A 16310-nucleotide genomic window follows, 5' to 3' on the forward strand; every position below is an offset into this window, starting at 1 on the left:
AGCACCCGCCCAATGCGGCACCTCCACATCGACACGGGCGCTTTCGCCATGGACTACCAGGCGGGCGCGGCGCAGATCGCGGACGTGGTCGCCGAATTGGGCGCCCACACCGGATTCGTGATCACCGTCGACGACAACGTCCGCCCCGGCCTGCCTCCCCTGCCGTGCGGGGAACTCTGGGATTAACGAGGCGTGGAGTGCCCCTTGCCCACCCTCGCCGTCACGGATCTGCACATGGTGGTGTGCTGTGCGCTGTGCACTGTCTCCTGTGCGCGATGCTGGGCTGCGGTGTGAGAAGGGGAGTCGAACCCCTCGCACTGCCCATCGTGCGCCGGAAAGTGGCCGGAATATCCCGTCCGGCCCCGGGTTCGTGCACGCCTCCGCGACGACTACCTGCTCCACTCCCTCAGGTCAGTCCAGCAGCTCGACCTCCCAGTTGGAGCGCTGGATGCGCACGTCGAGTTCACGCAGCTGCCTGGCGAGGTCGTCGGCCTGCCCGCGCAGTTCGGCCACCGGCAACGCGGACAACATCTTCAGCTCCGACCGCAGCTGGCGCGCGTACCCCGGCTGCCCCTTGCCCGCCGCCGCGTCGGCGGCGGCCGTGACCAGGGAGTGCCGCAGGCGCAACGCGTCCCGGCGGGCCAGTGCGTCGGTCAAGGTGCCGTCGGTTCCGATCCGCGCCGCGGCGTTGGTGCGATTGATGCGCCGGATCAGCGTCTCGTACTCGCCGAGCACCTCCTGCGCCTCGATGAGCAGTGCCGCCGCGTTCTCGGCGGGTTCCTCCCCCTCCTGGAATCGCGCATTGCTCACAACGCGAGCACGCAACTGCTCGATCCGCCGCGCCGCATCCGCGCGCAAAGTCAACGCCTCCGCCAGCTTCAAGTCCCTTACCTCCCCGATCTCGACTCGTGCGGGTCGAGTATGTGTCATTCGGCGGCACGAGTCACGCGAATTAGCCACCGCCACGGGCGCTTCGAATTCGCGCTCACCGTCGCCACGCGCATGGCCTCGCTGCGCCGAAGGCGATCGCCGAGACCGCGACGGTCAGTGCGGCAGCATGTCGGTCCAGCCCCGGCCGGGCGCGGACGCCAGGTCGCTCTGCTGGTAGAGACGGCCGTCCGGGCCGAGGTAGTTGCCGGTCCGGGGGTCGTATCGGGCGATGCCGATCGAGGGGCCCTCGGAGTTCGCGGGAGCGGCCGGTGGTGGCGCACCCGGGGACCAGCGTGCATCCGGCGGAATGCCTTGCCCTTCCAGGCCCGGGTCGCGCGGGTAGGGGCCCAGCAGGGGTTGCTCGGTGGCGAGCGGCCGGAACTCCTCGTCGCTGTTGCACAGCGCCGCGGTCGGCGCCCGCTTGGCGGGGTTGTTCGCGCACGGGATATTGCGCACGCCGCGCACCGCGATATCGGAATCCTGGGGCAATTTGCAGTACAGCCCGTCCGGGGTGTCGATGGTGTCGGTCTCCTCCGGCGATCGCCACGCCGACGGCGGCAGGAAACCGACCGTGCAGGCCGGCGGATCGGAGATGCCGCCGAGCCGGAAGTCGCCCAGGCCCAGCCCGGAGGCGTTGCGATTCGGTTGCACCGCCTGGATCATCGAGATCGCCGGCGGCAGCAGCACCAGGATCTGCTCCAGCCCGGCGTTGTAGGTCACGCCGAGTTGCCCGATGGACGTCAGGTCGGAAAGCAGGATCGGCAGCGTGAGCTTCACCGAGTCGAGCAAATGCGCGACCTCCGTGGTGAATCCGGGTCCGGACCGCAACAGCGCGCGGATCCGGGGGTCGTCGGCGACGAGCTGACCGCTGACGCCGGCTAGGCTGCGCGTCCAGATCCGGATGGCGTCGGCGGATCGCACCTGGGAATCCAGCAGCGGCCGGGAGTCTTCGATCAGCGTGCGGGTCCGGTCCCCTGTTCCGTTCAACTCGGCGGCCAGTGTCTGCGCCGAAGTCAGCAGCGAGTCCAGATCGTCTCGGGCCCCGTGCATGCCCCGGAAGAGTTCGTCGAGCAGTTCGTGCAGCTTGTCGGTCGGGATGCTGCCCACAAGGCTGCTGAGCTCGTCCAGCATCGGGCCGACCGGCTGCGGAACCGTGGTGTGGCGCAGGTCGATCACCGAGCCGTCGCGCAGGTAGGGCGGCGAGTCCGTGCGGGGCCGCAGCTCGACGTACTGCTCGCCCACCGCGGACACGCTGCGCACCTCCGCGGTGAGGTCGGCGGGGATGTGGTGGGAGCTGTCGATCTTCAGCGTGGCCCGCACGCCGTCGCCGGTGAGGTCGACCGAGCTCACCTCGCCCACTTCGACGCCGCGATAGGTGACATTGCCGAAGCGATAGAGCCCACCGGTCGTGGGCAGCTCCATGGACACGCTGATGGTGCCGACACCCGCCAGGCTGGGCAAGCGCATGTAGACGGTCGCCATCGTGGTCAGCCCGACCACCGACAGGACCGCGAAGATCAGCAATTGGGCGCGGACGAAACGCGACAGCAGCATCAGCGGCCTCCGGTGGGCGGCGGCGCGATCCCGGCACCGAGCGGGTCGGAGGTCTGCTGGGCGTAACCCGGGTCCCCGACCGCCGCCTGCACCACGGCGGTCGGATCACCCCACGGCGTGCCCAGCAGCATCTCCCGTTTCAGCCGCGGCACCGTGAGATCGACGGTCGCGAACAGGTTCAGGTAGTCGCCTTGGACCGCGCGGTCGATGACGGACTGGCCGTAGGGGAACACGGTCGCGTACGCCAGCGCCGCGTCGATCTGGGGGCCGACGTCGGCCAGCGCGCGCAGCGTCGGCTCCAGGTTGCGCAGGTTCGTCAGCAGATCGGTTCGGACATCGGTGATCACCGCCGTGGCGGTGTCGCTGAAGGTGCGCAGCCGATCCAGCGCCGCGGTGATGTTCGGCCGCTGCGCCAGCAGGACGTCGAGGGCGGGCGGAAGTCGTCGCAGGGTCTCGGTGACGACGTCGCGCTGTTCGGCGAACCGGCCTGCAAGCCGGTTGAGCGCGTCGATCGACGCGATGATGTCGTCGCGTTGACCGTCGAGCACGCCCATCATCGTGTCGAGGCGCACCAGCAGCGAACCGATCTGGTCCTGATGCCCGCTGAAGGCGTCGTTCAGGTTGCCGATGATCTCACCGAGCTGTCCGAGCCCGCCGCCGTTCACGACCACCGACAGCGACGCCAACGTCTGTTCGGTGGAGGGATAGGTCGAGGACTTGTTCAGCGGAATCCGGGTTCCCGAGGCCAGCCGCCCGGACGGTACGGCCCCCGCGGGAGTGTTCAGCGCGAGGTGACTGGAACCGAGCAGACTGGTCTGCCCGATCGTCGCGACGACGTTCGCGGGCACCACCGCGTCCGCGCGGATCGACGCCTCGACCACCGCGTGCCACCCGTCGAGCCGGATCCCGCTCACACTGCCGACCACCACGTCGTCGACGAGCACCGGCGAATTCGACACCAGCGTACCGACATTCGCCATCTCGACCTGGATGACGGTCGCTCCCGGGCCCTGTCCGGGCGCCCCCGGCAGTGGCAGCGAGTTCACTCCGTGCCAGCCGCATCCGGTGAGCGTGAGCAGCGAACAGGCGCCCACCGCCAGCAGTCGGCCACCCCGTCTCGGAAGAATTCTCACGTCAACGCCTTCCGCCGGGGAACAGGATGTCCGCGGTGCTGGGCATGGGCGGCGGAGGACTCTCGGTCGCCACCACCTGCGGAATCAAATGATCTTCGGTGTAGATGAGACTTTCCGGGCGCGCGGTCGGTCCGTGCAGCGGATTGACCGGGAAAGGCAGGTAATTGAAATTCAGCAGCCCGATCACCGGGCCGAGGTAATCGCGGCACTTGCGCGCCGCCTCCGCGGTCGTCGTCTGCTCCAGACTTGCGATGGACGAGCACACGAATTGCACCGGACTGGAGAAGTTGTTCACTACGAATACGCCCGCTTCGGTCGCGGTGTCGGGGTTGTAGATGTTGTAGAAGTTGGCGATGCTCGTCGGGAAAATATGCAGCAGTTCCTCGACGTCGCCGCGGTGATCCACCAGATTCCGGGTCACCTCCGCCAGCCGCTGAACCTGTTCGGACGCGCCGCTGCGGTTGGCGGCCACGAACCGCTGGACGTCCGCGACCGCGACCGACAGCTCCGACAGCGCGGCGTCGAGTTCGGATCTGCTGTCGTCGAGCACGCTCGAGAGGCTGGCCAGCCGGTTCTGGAATTCGACGATCTGCACATCGCTGTCGCGCAGCACCGTCACGAAGTGCTGCAATTCGGTGATGATGCCGACGATGTCGCCGCTGCCGTCGGCCAGTACCCGTCCGATGCCGGACAGCTGCGCCAGGGTCTGCCGCAACTTGTCCCCGTTGCCCGCCATCGCGTCCGCCGCGCGGTCGATGAACCGGCCGGTGGAACTGCCTGCCAGGTCGAGTCCGGGACCGAGTTCGGTGGCCAGCCGGGTGAGCTGGGTCTTGACCTCGTCCCATTCGACCGGGACGGCGGTGCGTTCCAAGGGGATGACCGCTCCGTTTGGCAGCGTCGGCCCCTGCGAGCGGTAGGCGGGCGTCAGCTGCACGTAGCGGGCGCCGACGAGACTCTGGGCGACGATCACCACCTTGGCGTCGGCCGGAATCGGTACGTCGCGGTCGACGGCCAGCACCATCTCGGCACTGGTGCCGCGCGGTTGGATGGAGACGATCCGCCCGACTTCCACACCCGCCACGCGTACGTCGTCACCCGGATAGATGGCGGTGGCGGAGGCGAAGACCGCACGAATCGTCCGGGGGCCGAACGCGGCCCGGTATCCGAGGTGAGCGCCGATGACGATCAGCGACAAGACCAGCACCGCTGCCAGGATTCTCTTCTTCATCGGGGCGGCTCCGGCGTCGGAATCGGGAACTGGCTGGGCGGCTGGATGCCGAAGGCCTGATCGATGGCGGGCTGGATGAGCTGGGCCGGGATCAGATTCGCGACGTAGGCGTTGTAGAACGGCCCGCCGGACACGGCTTCGCCCTGGGTGAGCGCGACTTTCGCCAGGCCGGGGATCGCCGCGGCGATGTTGTCGCGGTTCTTCTCCAGCATCGCCACCACCGAATTCAGCCGGTCCAGGGTCGGCGCGAGCTCGGCTTCGTTATCGGCGACCAAGCCGGAGAGTTGCCTGGCCACCGCGGCGGTGTTGGCCAGCAGGTCGACGATCGCCTGCCTGCGCGCGGCCAGCACGCCGAGCAACGAATTCGCGTTCAGGATCAGGGCGTTCACCTGTTCGCCGCGCTGCCCGAGAATCGCGGTCACATCGGCGGTGGCGTGCAGCATGTCGCGTAGCGAGCCGTTGCGGCTGTTGATCGACCGGGACAGCTGGGTCAGTCCGTCGAACGCCGGGCCCAGCTGCGGCGCGATCCGGTCCAGTGTCGCCGACAGCATGTCCAGTGACCGGTTGAGCGCGCCGGTGTCGATCTCCGAGACGTTGGCGGCCAGATCGCCCACCGCGTCGGTCAGCGAATAGGGCGAGGAAGTCCGCTCCAGCGGGATGACGCCGGAGGGCCGCAGGGTGTGTTCCCCGGCGGAGACCAGGGTCAGCACCCGCTTTCCCAGCAGCGAACCGGTTTTGATCTGCGCCGCGCTTTCGTCCCCGAGCCGGATGGTCTCATCGATCGCGAACGTGACCCAGGCATCGCCCCTGCGCAGCGAGACATCCGACACCCGGCCCACTCGCATGCCGGAGACGAGCACGTCGTCGCCGGCCGCGAGCCCGCCCGCCTCGCTGAAGACGGCCTGGTATCGCACGCTGTCGGCCCACTCGATGAATCGCTGGGATTGCAGCCCGATCGCGATGACGCAGGCCGCGAGCACGACGCCGATCACGCCGTGCCGGGCCAGATGGCTTCCGCGGTACTCCAGCATGGCTATCCGCTGCACCTTCCGGTTTCCTGCTTGATCCAGGGCAGCACCGCCACCTGCCCCGAGTCGTCGGTCACCCGGACCGTGACCGCGCAGATGTAGTACTGGACGAAGTTGCCGTAGGCGCCGGTGCGCACCAGTTTGCGGAAGTTGCCCGGGGCTCGCTGCAAGGCGTCGTCGAGCAGCCGCTTGTCCTGGTCGACCAGCGGAGCCAGCCGCGCGAGCTGGTCGACAGTGCCTGCCAGCGGCGGCCGGGCCCCGGTCAGCAGATCGGCGATGGTCGCGGTGCCGTTGTCCAGGGCGTCGATCGCCGCGGCGATCGGATCGCGATCCTCGGACAAGTGCGTGACGAGCTGTTCGAGCCGGTCGATGGTGCCCGCGAACTGGTCGCCGTTTTTCGCCAGCGTCGCCATGACGGTGCCGAGGTGATCGATCAGCTGCTGGATCACCTCGGTGTGGCCGGCGAGCGTGGTGGTGAACGCCGAGGTGCGCGACAGCAGCGAGTCGAGCGTGCCCTCCTTGCCTTGGAAGATCTCCAGCAACGACCAGGTCAACGCGTTCACCTCGCGGGCGTCCAAGCCTTGGATCACCGGCTTCAAGCCGCCGAGCAGCAGGTCGAGGTCGAGCGCGGGCGACGTCCGCTCGACCGGGATCTCGGTGCCCGCGGCCAGGATTCCGGCCGGTCCGGCGGTGTCGGACAGTTCCAGATAGCGGTCGCCGACGAGGTTGAGATACCGGACGGCCACCGCCGTGCCGTTCGTCAGCGCGACGCCGCGCTCCGCGTCGAAACTCACCCTGACCCGGTGGTCGTCACGCAACGACACCCGCCGGACCGTGCCCACCTCCACGCCGGCGATCCGGACGGTGTCGCCCGGACGCAGCCCGGACGAGTCGGTGAACACGGCGGCGTACTCCACGCGCGATCCGCTGCGGTATTGGCCGAACACGAGCAGCAGGAATCCGGACAGCACGAGCATGACCGCCGCGAACACACCGAATTTCAGCAGCGGCGAAGTGCGCGGGCTCATCGCGGACCGCCGTTGCCCGATTGCCCGGCGTAGGGGCCGAACAACGCCTGCGGCAGGTTGCCGACGTTCAGCTGCACGGTCTGGTTTCCCTCCTCGAAGGGGTTGGCGCCGACATCGGCGACGACGAACGGCGGCCGCCCCTCGTACGGGACCGGCAGCACCGAGCACTGCGGACCGCCCGTGGCGGCCACCTTCGGCAGATTGCGCGGATACCGGTACGGTTCGGTGCCGAACAGGAAGTTCGCCGACAGGCCGAGCCCTGGCACGTCGACCGGTTTCGACCGCGACAACCACCCGAGCCCGTCGAGCGCGCAGGTCAGCGCCTCGTGGTATTCGTCGGTGAGCGTGGTGGTCGGCACCAGCGCCGTCAGCGCGCTGTCCAGCGCGGCGTGGTTGCCGGCGAGCACCGGAGTTCCGGTGTCCGACAAGCCGATCAGCCCGATCAGCAGGGCGTCGAGATTGTGTTGTTCGTCCACGATCGTCCGGCTGATCGCACTTGCGTTGCGTGCGGTCTCCAGCAACGGGTCGGTCGCGTCGGCATAGGCGTTCAACACCGGCGGCGCCATGGCGAGATCCGCGCGCAGCGCGGGCAGTCCCGGCTCCAGCCTGGCGAGGAAGCTTTCCAGGTCGCCGAGCATCAGGCCCAGTTTGTCGCCGCGTCCGCCGGTGGCGGCGGCGATCGCGCCGAGCGTCTCGTTGAGCCTCTCCGGCTCGATGCGCCCGAGCACCGTGGTCAGTTGCTGGAACACGGTGTTGATCTCCACCGTGACGTGCTCGGCGTCGAGCACCTGTCCGGCCCGCATCGCCTGCGCCGCGGGATGTTCCGGCGGGACGAGCTGCACGAATTTCGCGCCGAACACCGTCGTGGAGGCGATGTCGACCCGCACGTCGGCGGGAATGAGGTGCAGCTGTCCGGCATCGATCGCCAGCCGGATCGACGCGAGCCCGTCGGCGCGTTCACCGATCGACTCGACCTTGCCCACCGTGACCCCGCGCATCTTGACGTCGGCGTCCGGATACATCACCAGTCCGGCGCGTGGCGACAGCACGGTCACCGGCACGGTGTCGGCGAATCCGCCGTTGAACATGGTCACGCTCAGGCCGATCACCGCGATTCCCACGGCGATCGAGGCGAGCCCGGCGGCGGGGCGCGCCGTCGCCCGGGCGAGCGACTTCATCGTCGACAACATCGGCACCTCTCAACCGGACAGATCGAAGTTTCCGTTGGCGCCGTAGACCGCCAGCGACACCAGCAGCGTCACCGACACGACCCCGATCAGCGACGTCCGCACGGCGTTTCCCACCGCGATGCCGACACCGGACGGTCCTCCGCTGGCGAAGTAGCCGAAGTAGGTGTGGATCAACAGGATGGTCAGGGCCATCAGGATCGCTTGCAGGAACGACCACACCAGGTCGATGGGGTTCAGGAAGGTCCCGAAGTAGTGGTCGTACAACCCGGCGGACTGACCGAGCAGCACGACGGTGGTCACCCTGCTCGCGATGAACGAGGCGATGACCGCGAGGGCGTACAACGGGACGATCGCGATCATGCCCGCGACGATCCTGGTGCCGACGAGGTACGGGATGGGTTCGATCGCCAGCGATTCGAGCGCGTCGATCTCCTCGTTGATCCGCATCGCGCCCAGCTGCGCGGTGGCCCCGGCGCCGAAGGTCGCCGCCAGTCCGATGCCCGCGACCACCGGCGCCGAGATGCGCACGTTGATGAACGCCGACAGGAAGCCGGTCAGCGCTTCGATGCCGATGTTGCCCAGCGAGCTGTAGCCCTGCACGGCGAGGGTGCCGCCGGTGGCCAGGGTGAGGAATCCGACGATCACCACCGTTCCGCCGAACACCGCCAGCGCCCCGGAGCCCATGCTGATCTCGGCGATGAGCCGGACGGTCTCACGACGGTAGTGCCAGGCCCCGAATGGTGCGTACACCAGTGCCTTCACGTAGAAGACGGCATGGTCGCCGATCCGGCCCAGCGCCTGGTACGGCCGCCGGATGCGCCGAATGGTCTTGGGGTAGCGCGCGATCAGAGTCACCAGCGCCGCTCCTTCATCGCACGGTCATCTGGATGCCGATCGCCGTGACGACGACATTGATCACGAACAGGGACATGAAGGCGTAGACCACGGTCTCGTTGACCGCGTTGCCGACGGCCTTGGCCCCGCCGGTCACGATCAAGCCCCGGTAGCAGGCGACGAGCCCGGCCACCAGACCGAACAGCAGGGCCTTGATCGAGGAGATGATCACCTCGTCGATCCCGGTGAGCAGCGTGATCCCCGCGGCGAAAGCGCCCGGATTCACGTCCTGGACGTAGACGGAGAACACGTAGCCCCCGATCACGCCGATGATGCACACCAGGTTGTTCAGCAGGAACGCCACCAGGCCGGAGGCCAGCATCCGAGGCGTCACGAGTCGTTGCACCGGATCGATGCCCAGCACCTGCATCGCCGCGATCTCCTCGCGGATGGTGCGCGAGCCGAGGTCGGCGCACATCGCCGTCGCGCCGGACCCGGCGACGATCAGCACCGTGACCATCGGACCCACCTGGGTCACCGCGCCGAACGCGGCGCCCGCGCCGCTGAGATCCGCGGCGCCGAGTTCGCGCAGCAGGATGTTGAGCGTGAAGCTCACCAGCACCGTGAACGGGATCGCCACGAGCAGCGTCGGGACCAGCGAGACCCGCACGATGAACCACGCCTGCTCGAGGAATTCCCTGGTCTGGAACGGTCTTCGGAACAAGAACCGCACCGCGTCCGCCGACATGGCGAACAGCCCTCCGACGGCCTGCATCGGACCCGCCGCAGCCCGAGTGATCGTGCTGCGCACCTCGTGTCCCGATAGAAAGCGGCGACGCCTCCGCGTCGTATCGGCCTCGGATTGCATTAATCACCCTCTCGGCGGTGGAAAATGCCATTCTCATATATGCACACGGTGACACACCTCATATGAGAATTCAATACGCGGAGGAGATCGGTTCGGGGCGCGGGCCCCCTTCCCATGACGCGCCCTACCGGGAGCAGGCAGCTCTACCCATCCGGCCGACCGGGCGAGGCCGACGGCGCGCGCCGCACCCTCGCGGAACCGAGGTCGCTGAAACTCGAGACTTTCCTGCTGCCGATGTGGACGGGGGCGCAGACCGCCACGGCGACACGGTCACCAGCAGCGGCGGCACGGAGCACGGGGTGAGCAACGGCCGGGATGAGCCGCGCGCGAAGCGGTTTCGAGACGGAGCGGGGGTCAGCCGACGGGACTGAGGTCGGCGCCGATGGGAGGGAACGCCGACAGCCCACTGCGGAAGACCTCGGTGGTCCCGACCGAGGCGGCCGGAACCGCCGCCGCGGTCAGCGCCTGGGCTTTGAACGCTTGCGCGGCCACACTGAGCCGGTGCAGCACCGGATCGACCCGGTGCTCCGGCGGCGACGGCCAGCCCTCACCCCAGACCACCACCTGAACGCCACCGTCGTCCAGGGCCTTCAACAGCCCCCGGCGCGCCCGGCGATCACATTCGCAGACGTCGGCGGCGACCGCGAGCGCGTGCGGCTGACGCCCCTGCCCCCGCGAGGCGAGCACCTGCTCGAGTTCCAGCACCTCCGCGCCGAGGATGCGCAGCGGCCGCGTATCCGACAGGTCGGCGACGAGCACCGTGACGTCCCATCCGGCGACGGAGCGGTCGAACAGCCAGCCGCCCGCGTGTTCGACGACATCGACGACACTGGTCGCGACGACGTCGAGCCGGTATCTCATCGTTCCCCATCCGGCGCGAAGTCGCGGGCCAGTGACCTGGTGTACTCGTGGAACACCTCGGCCAGCGGGATCGAGTGGTCGAGCATCCATGAGATCTCCATTCCATTGATGAAAGCGACGATTTCCACGGCCCGGATGTCAGGATCGAAATCGGGCCGGAACCGTCCGATCTCCTGGTTGCGACGGATCACGTCGGCGACGATGCCGACGGCCACCTTCCAACGGTCGAGCAGGCGCTCGTGCAGTGGAGCCTCGGGCAGCAGGTTCTCCACCAGCAGTACTACGAAGGTGCCCACCAGTTCCGGTGAGCGCTGGATACGGTCGGCGACCTTGCGGATCTCCGAGAACAGGTCTCCGGTCACGTCGGCTTCGCGGGCGTCGTCGGCGTCGCGGGCGTCGAGCACGGCGTGCAGGAGTTGCTCCTTGGACGGGAAATGGTGCAGCAGTCCGGCCGGACTCACGCCGGCTTCGCGGGCGATCTGCGCCAGCGTCGTACTGCGCCAACCGTTTCGGGTCAGCAGTCGCTGAGCGACGGCGAGGATGCGCTGCCTGCGGTCTTCACCTTTGGCCAGCAGGGAGGCATATGGACGAGGAGTGGTCACGGGAATCCCTGTTTCGATCAAACCTAGTGAACACACAGTAGGTTGGTTTTGCCGATGTGACAAGGGTCTCATGACGACCGTTCCGGGCTCCCTGGAAACGCCCCTCTCCCGCAGCGCTGGAGCTCGACGCCGCCAGCGGAAGCTTCGCCCAGCCATGGACGCCCCGTCCGACCAGTTTCTTTCTCACCATTCTGAGCGATAATCACATTCTCGCAGCTGAAACCGGTTTTGTGCGGCTCCGCAAGCTGGATGCGTAGGTCACCTTCTCGAAATGTGATAACGTCATTCCCACGATGGAGCCGCAGCGATTCGAGCAGGATCGCCGCCGCGCGGGTCGTCGCGAGCCGGGCCACCGAAGCCGGGCGGATCCGCGGCCGCGGTCCAGCACGCCGCCGCCGAAGTCCGCGTTCGCCACCCCGCCGACGTGACCGCGGTTCCGTGCAGCGAACAGATCCATGGGAGGGTCAAGATGTCGGTTCCGACCAGCAGTGCCTCGTTGTACCCGCCCGGCGGATTCGGTCCGCCGAAGGACCGCCGCGGCCACGCCGAGGGTTCGGTGGGCCTGCCGCCCGGCACCGAGGTGTTCTCGGCGGACAACCACATCTCGCTGGCGCACGACATCTTCTACGAGCGATTCCCGGAATCGCTGAAGGACCGCGCCCCGCGGGTGTGGTACGAGGACGGCGCCTACCAGCTGGGCCGCAAGGGCAGGTCGTTCCTGCCCGGCGACTTCAGCCACGTACTGATGCAGTACGACCCGCTGGACGGATCCGGCAGCGCCAACCTGGACGCACGCATCGCCGATCTGCGCGCCGACGGCATCGCCAAGGAACTCGCGTTCCCCAACGCCCTGCTCGCGCTGCTGTTCTACCCGGACAAGGAGATTCGAGAGCTCTCCTTCCGGGTGTACAACGCCTACATCGCGGAGTTGCAGGAGCAGTCCGGCGGCACCTTCTACGGCGTCGGGCTGATCAATTGGTGGGACGCCGACGGCGCGCGCCGCACCCTCGCCGAACTGAAGTCGCTGGGACTCAAGACTTTCCTGCTGCCGCTGTCGGCGGGCAAGGACGACGAGGGCAATGTCATCGACTACGCGAGCACCGCGATGATCCCGGTGTGGGACGCGATCGAGGAGTCCGGTGTGCCGGTCTCCCACCACATCGGTGAGTCGCCGCTGTCGAGCCCCTGCGAGGTGAACAGTGTCGCCGTCGGCATGATGCACAACGTCGCCCCGTTCCGTGAGCTGTTCTCCAAGTACATCTTCAGCGGCATCATCGACCGGCATCCCGGCCTCAGCATCGGCTGGTTCGAGGGCGGGGTGAACTGGGTGCCTTCGGCGATCCAGGACGCCGAGCACATGCTGGCCTCCTTCCAGCACATGCTCGATCGTCCGGTCGAGCACGACGTGCGCCACTACTGGGACAACCACATGCGCGCGTCGTTCATGGTGGACCCGCTCGGCCTGTCGCTGATCGACCACATCGGCCGCGACCGCGTCATGTGGTCGTCGGACTACCCGCACAACGAGAGCACCTTCGGTTACTCGGAGAAGTCCCTGGAAGCCGTCGTGCAGGCCGTCGGCGCGCAGGACGCCGCCCGGATCGTCAGCGGCAACGTGGCGGAATTCCTGGGTCTGTCATGACGTCGTCCCCCGTCGCGACCACCTCGTCCATCGAGATCCCCGAGGTACCGGATCGCGCCCGCATGCGGCGCGACACCGGAGCGCGGCTGCGATCCGCCATGGCCGAGCAGGGCGTCGACGCCCTGATCCTGCTGAACAACAGCAACGTCGTGTATTCGACCGGGGCGAACTGGCCGCTCGGCGACGCCGGACTCGCCCACGTCGAGCGGCCCGTCGCCGTGGTCGTGGCGGGCGATCCGTGGCCGCACCTGTTCCTGCCCTTCCGGGAAGGAGCCTCGGCGGAGTCGGATCTTCCCGCCGATCACCTGCACGGACCCGTCTACCTCGAATTCGACGAAGGCGTGGCGGCTTTCGCGCGGCTGATCGCCGATCTCGTTCCGGCCGGGTCGGCCATCGCGGTGGACGAGTGCACCGGCGCCATGCTGCGCGCGCGGTCCACGCTGTTCCCCGGGGGACCTCCGCCGGACGCCGCCACCGTGATCGGCGCCGCGAAACTGATCAAGACGCCCGACGAGATCGCCTGCATTCGCACCGCGTGCCGGATCACCGAGCAGGCCATGGTCGACGTGCAGGCGGCGCTGGCGCCCGGGCGCAGGCAGATCGACCTGTCGGCGAGCTTCGTGCGCCGGGCCTTCGAACTGGGCGCCACCGCCACCATGCTCGACGCCATCTGGCAGGTCATGCCGGAGACCAAGGCCGACGGCGTCTGGACCACGCACGGCGATCTCGCCCTCCCGCTGCTGACCACCGAGCGAGAACTGGCCGCGGGCGACGTGCTCTGGACCGATGTCAGCATCACCTACGGCGGCTACTGCTCCGATTTCGGCCGCACCTGGACGGTGGGCACCGAGCCCGGCGCACGCCAGCAGCGGCAGTTCGAGCGCTGGCGGGAGATCCTCACCGCGGTGCTGGACGTGACCCGGGCCGGCGCCACCGCGGCCGACCTCGCCCGGGCGGCGATCGCCGCCAACGGCGGCGCCAAGCCGTGGCTGCCGCATTTCTACCTGGGACACGGAATCGGCGTGAGCGCCGCCGAGATGCCGATGATCGGCACCGATCTCGGCGACGAGTTCGACGAGAACTTCGTGTTCGAACCCAACATGGTGCTGGTTCTGGAGCCGGTCGTCTGGGAGGACGGCACCGGCGGCTACCGAAGCGAGGAAATCATCGTGATCACCGAGGAGGGCTGGACGGCCCTCACCGACTATCCCTATGCCCCCTATGGCCGTTGAGGTCGTGCCGGACGATCGCGCCCTGCGACATGGGCGGCGCGATCGTGCCCTGGCACAGATGGAAGCCCATGATCTGGACGTCCTCGTTCTCGGACGTCAGGCCAACGCCCGTTACGTGTCGGGCACACCGCAACTGTGGGTCGCGGGAACCCGCCCGTTCGGTCCGGTGGCGACGGTGGTGCGCCGGACGCGCGCGGTGCATCTGCTGAGCACCTGGGACGAAGGCGTCCCCGACGACATCCCGCACGAGCATCTGTACGGCATCGCGTGGAACCCGGTGAACACCATCGCCGTGCTGCGCGGTATCGAGGGAGCCGCCACCGCGCGGCGGGTCGGCACCGACGCGCTGTCGCCCACCTTCGCGAAACTGCTGCCGACCGCCTTCCCCGGCGCCGAATTGGTGGACGGTGAGCTCGCGATGCGCGCCGCGCGCCGCATCAAGACCGCCCACGAGGTGGAAGTTCTGCGCGGGACGCTCCGGATCGCCGAGACCGGTCTGTCCGCGGCGGTGGCCCGGCTCGCGCCGGAGGTCACCGAACAGGCGCTGATCGGTGCGCTGCTGGAAGCGATGACCGCAGGCGGCGTCAGCACCCCCGCGTCGCAGGATTCGGCCTGGGTGACCTCACGGGAGCACCCGTGGCGCCGGGCGGGCGCGGACCGGCGCGTGCGACCGGGCGATCTGGTGGCCTTCTCCTCCGGCGTCCTCGGCGAGGGCTACATCGGCGAGGTGGGCCGCACCTGGCCGGTCGGCGGGGAAGGCGACGACGGCGTCCGCAAGCTGTACCGGCGCTGGGACGGGTTGTGGGCGCGCCTGATCGAGGCCTGCCGTCCCGGATCGGCGGGTACGGATCTGCTCGCCGCCTACGAGATCGCGGGCGAACCGCTGCCGCCGATGCCGGTGGCGCGTGGACTCGGCATGGGTTTCGATCCGCCGGTGGTGACCTCCCAGCTGCGGGCGAGTGCCGAGGCCGAACGCCTGGAACCGGGCATGGTGCTGGCCGTCACCGCGTATGTGTGGGAATCGGGGGTCGGCGCGGTGTTCGGACGCGACGCGGTGCTGATCACCGAGGACGGCGCCGAGGTGCTCACCGTCGCTCCGCACTGGGAGCACTAGGGTTCGGCGCTCCGGAACCGCCGGAGCACCGAACAACCGTGTCCGGCACGAGGTTCCGGACACCTTTCGACTTCGGCAAAGGAGCCCGCCCATGCCTGGTACCGAGCAGCCCTCGGCGGAGGAGATCATCCGCTACGAGAAGGACCCAGAGACCCGGATCGCGACCATCACGTTCGACCGGCCCGACCATCTCAACGCGCCCACCATCGCGGCGCGCCTGCGCTACGCCGACCTGTTGCACCGCGCGAACGTCGACGACGAGGTGAAGGTGCTCGTCGTGCGCGGCGCGGGCGACGATCTGGGCACCGGCGCCGACCTCCCCGAGTTCATGGCGGTGCAGAACGCGCCGACCCAGGGTCCGCGGTTGAGCGAGTACAAGATCGGCGAGGACGAGGTGCGGTATCCCCCCAGGGAGTCCTTCCGGCACGGCGCCACCATCAGCCAGTGGTACGCCAATGCCCAAGCCGGTTGCCGCAGCCTGCAGGAGTTCAAGAAGATCAGCATCCTGGAGGTGAAGGGCTACTGCTACGGCTGGCACTTCTACCAGGCCGCCGACGCCGATCTGGTGATCTCCTCCGACGACGCCCTCTTCGGTCACCCGTCCTTCCGGTACTACGGCTGGGGACCGCGGATGTGGACATGGGCGCAGACGATGGGCCTGCGCCGGTTCCAGGAGATGGTCTTCACCGGCCGGGCGTTCACGGCGCGGGAGATGTACGAGTGCAACTTCCTGAACAAGGTCGTGCCCCGGGCGGAACTCGAGGCCGAGACCGAGAAGTACGCGCGGGCCTGTGCGCGCAACCGGCCCACCGACACGGTCTTCATGCAGAAGGTCTTCTTCGAGGTGATGAAGCAGCACCAAGGCGAGTACATGGGCAGCTTGCTGAGTGGGTTCTTCGAGTCGATGGGCGGCCACATCCACGCCGACGACGACGAACTCATGCTGGACAACGCCTTCGAGGGCGGGCTCAACAACTCGGTCAAGGACAACGACGCGCAGTTCCCGCCGGAGTTCCGGCTCAGCAAGTCGGGTCGCGAGAAGCAGGTCTGAGTCCGCGCGCCGGGG

General features: G+C 68.3%; 16 protein-coding genes. 5 read left to right on the forward strand and 11 right to left on the reverse strand.

Translation table 11 applies throughout. The annotated features are described in order from the left end of the window. The first annotated feature begins 12 nt into the window (after positions 1-12). Complete coding sequence (locus NG1_RS17310; RefSeq protein ID WP_157114095.1) at positions 13-186, forward strand: hypothetical protein; 174 nt, start codon at positions 13-15, stop codon at positions 184-186. Between the two features lie 225 nt (positions 187-411). Here NG1_RS17310 and NG1_RS17315 read toward each other — a convergent pair whose 3' ends face one another. The 11 genes from NG1_RS17315 to NG1_RS17365 all read right to left on the reverse strand — a co-directional run bounded on the left by NG1_RS17315 (position 412) and on the right by NG1_RS17365 (position 11256). Beyond that, on the reverse strand, positions 412-882 hold the full coding sequence (locus NG1_RS17315; protein ID WP_040864045.1) for a DIP1984 family protein: 471 nt from the start codon (positions 880-882) through the stop codon (positions 412-414). Between the two features lie 162 nt (positions 883-1044). Beyond that, positions 1045-2484: an MCE family protein gene (locus NG1_RS17320; protein ID WP_062972070.1), complete on the reverse strand. Its 1440-nt coding sequence runs from the start codon at positions 2482-2484 to the stop codon at positions 1045-1047. Beyond that, positions 2484-3617: an MCE family protein gene (locus NG1_RS17325; RefSeq protein ID WP_245659937.1), complete on the reverse strand. Its 1134-nt coding sequence runs from the start codon at positions 3615-3617 to the stop codon at positions 2484-2486. Before NG1_RS17325 ends, NG1_RS17320 begins: the two co-directional genes overlap by 1 nt. 1 nt (position 3618) lies before the next feature. Continuing rightward, a complete protein-coding gene (locus NG1_RS17330; protein ID WP_062972072.1) occupies positions 3619-4845 on the reverse strand; it encodes an MCE family protein in 1227 nt (408 codons plus the stop codon). Continuing rightward, positions 4842-5876, reverse strand: a complete 1035-nt coding sequence (locus tag NG1_RS17335) for an MCE family protein (RefSeq protein ID WP_062972074.1) — start codon at positions 5874-5876, stop codon at positions 4842-4844. The genes NG1_RS17330 and NG1_RS17335 overlap by 4 nt, the downstream gene beginning before the upstream one ends. 2 nt (positions 5877-5878) lie before the next feature. Beyond that, on the reverse strand, positions 5879-6901 hold the full coding sequence (locus NG1_RS17340) for an MCE family protein (RefSeq protein WP_062972076.1): 1023 nt from the start codon (positions 6899-6901) through the stop codon (positions 5879-5881). After that, positions 6898-8079, reverse strand: a complete 1182-nt coding sequence (locus tag NG1_RS17345; RefSeq protein ID WP_062972210.1) for an MCE family protein — start codon at positions 8077-8079, stop codon at positions 6898-6900. The genes NG1_RS17340 and NG1_RS17345 overlap by 4 nt, the downstream gene beginning before the upstream one ends. 21 nt (positions 8080-8100) lie before the next feature. Next, positions 8101-8946, reverse strand: coding sequence for an MlaE family ABC transporter permease (locus tag NG1_RS17350; protein WP_373283831.1), 846 nt, complete (start codon positions 8944-8946; stop codon positions 8101-8103). Between the two features lie 13 nt (positions 8947-8959). Then, positions 8960-9700 carry an MlaE family ABC transporter permease gene (locus NG1_RS17355; RefSeq protein ID WP_210749897.1) on the reverse strand — a complete coding sequence of 247 codons (741 nt, stop codon included), beginning with the start codon at positions 9698-9700 and terminating at the stop codon, positions 8960-8962. A gap of 447 nt (positions 9701-10147) precedes the next feature. Then, positions 10148-10654 (reverse strand): hypothetical protein, encoded by a 507-nt coding sequence (locus tag NG1_RS17360; protein WP_062972079.1) that lies wholly within the window; start codon positions 10652-10654, stop codon positions 10148-10150. After that, positions 10651-11256 carry a TetR/AcrR family transcriptional regulator gene (locus NG1_RS17365; protein ID WP_373686164.1) on the reverse strand — a complete coding sequence of 202 codons (606 nt, stop codon included), beginning with the start codon at positions 11254-11256 and terminating at the stop codon, positions 10651-10653. The genes NG1_RS17360 and NG1_RS17365 overlap by 4 nt, the downstream gene beginning before the upstream one ends. 469 nt (positions 11257-11725) lie before the next feature. On the opposite strand from NG1_RS17365, the gene NG1_RS17370 reads away from it, so the two are divergent. From NG1_RS17370 to NG1_RS17385, 4 genes are all read left to right on the forward strand, one after another. After that, positions 11726-12898 carry an amidohydrolase family protein gene (locus NG1_RS17370; protein WP_062972212.1) on the forward strand — a complete coding sequence of 391 codons (1173 nt, stop codon included), beginning with the start codon at positions 11726-11728 and terminating at the stop codon, positions 12896-12898. Next, positions 12895-14130 carry a M24 family metallopeptidase gene (locus NG1_RS17375; protein WP_062972081.1) on the forward strand — a complete coding sequence of 412 codons (1236 nt, stop codon included), beginning with the start codon at positions 12895-12897 and terminating at the stop codon, positions 14128-14130. Before NG1_RS17370 ends, NG1_RS17375 begins: the two co-directional genes overlap by 4 nt. Continuing rightward, on the forward strand, positions 14120-15244 hold the full coding sequence (locus tag NG1_RS17380) for a M24 family metallopeptidase (RefSeq protein WP_062972083.1): 1125 nt from the start codon (positions 14120-14122) through the stop codon (positions 15242-15244). The genes NG1_RS17375 and NG1_RS17380 overlap by 11 nt, the downstream gene beginning before the upstream one ends. 91 nt (positions 15245-15335) lie before the next feature. Next, positions 15336-16295 carry an enoyl-CoA hydratase/isomerase family protein gene (locus NG1_RS17385; protein ID WP_062972085.1) on the forward strand — a complete coding sequence of 320 codons (960 nt, stop codon included), beginning with the start codon at positions 15336-15338 and terminating at the stop codon, positions 16293-16295. Positions 16296-16310: the final 15 nt, after the last annotated feature.

Origin of the sequence: Nocardia gamkensis NBRC 108242 (genome assembly GCF_001612985.1) — a bacterium.
Lineage (GTDB): Bacteria > Actinomycetota > Actinomycetes > Mycobacteriales > Mycobacteriaceae > Nocardia > Nocardia gamkensis.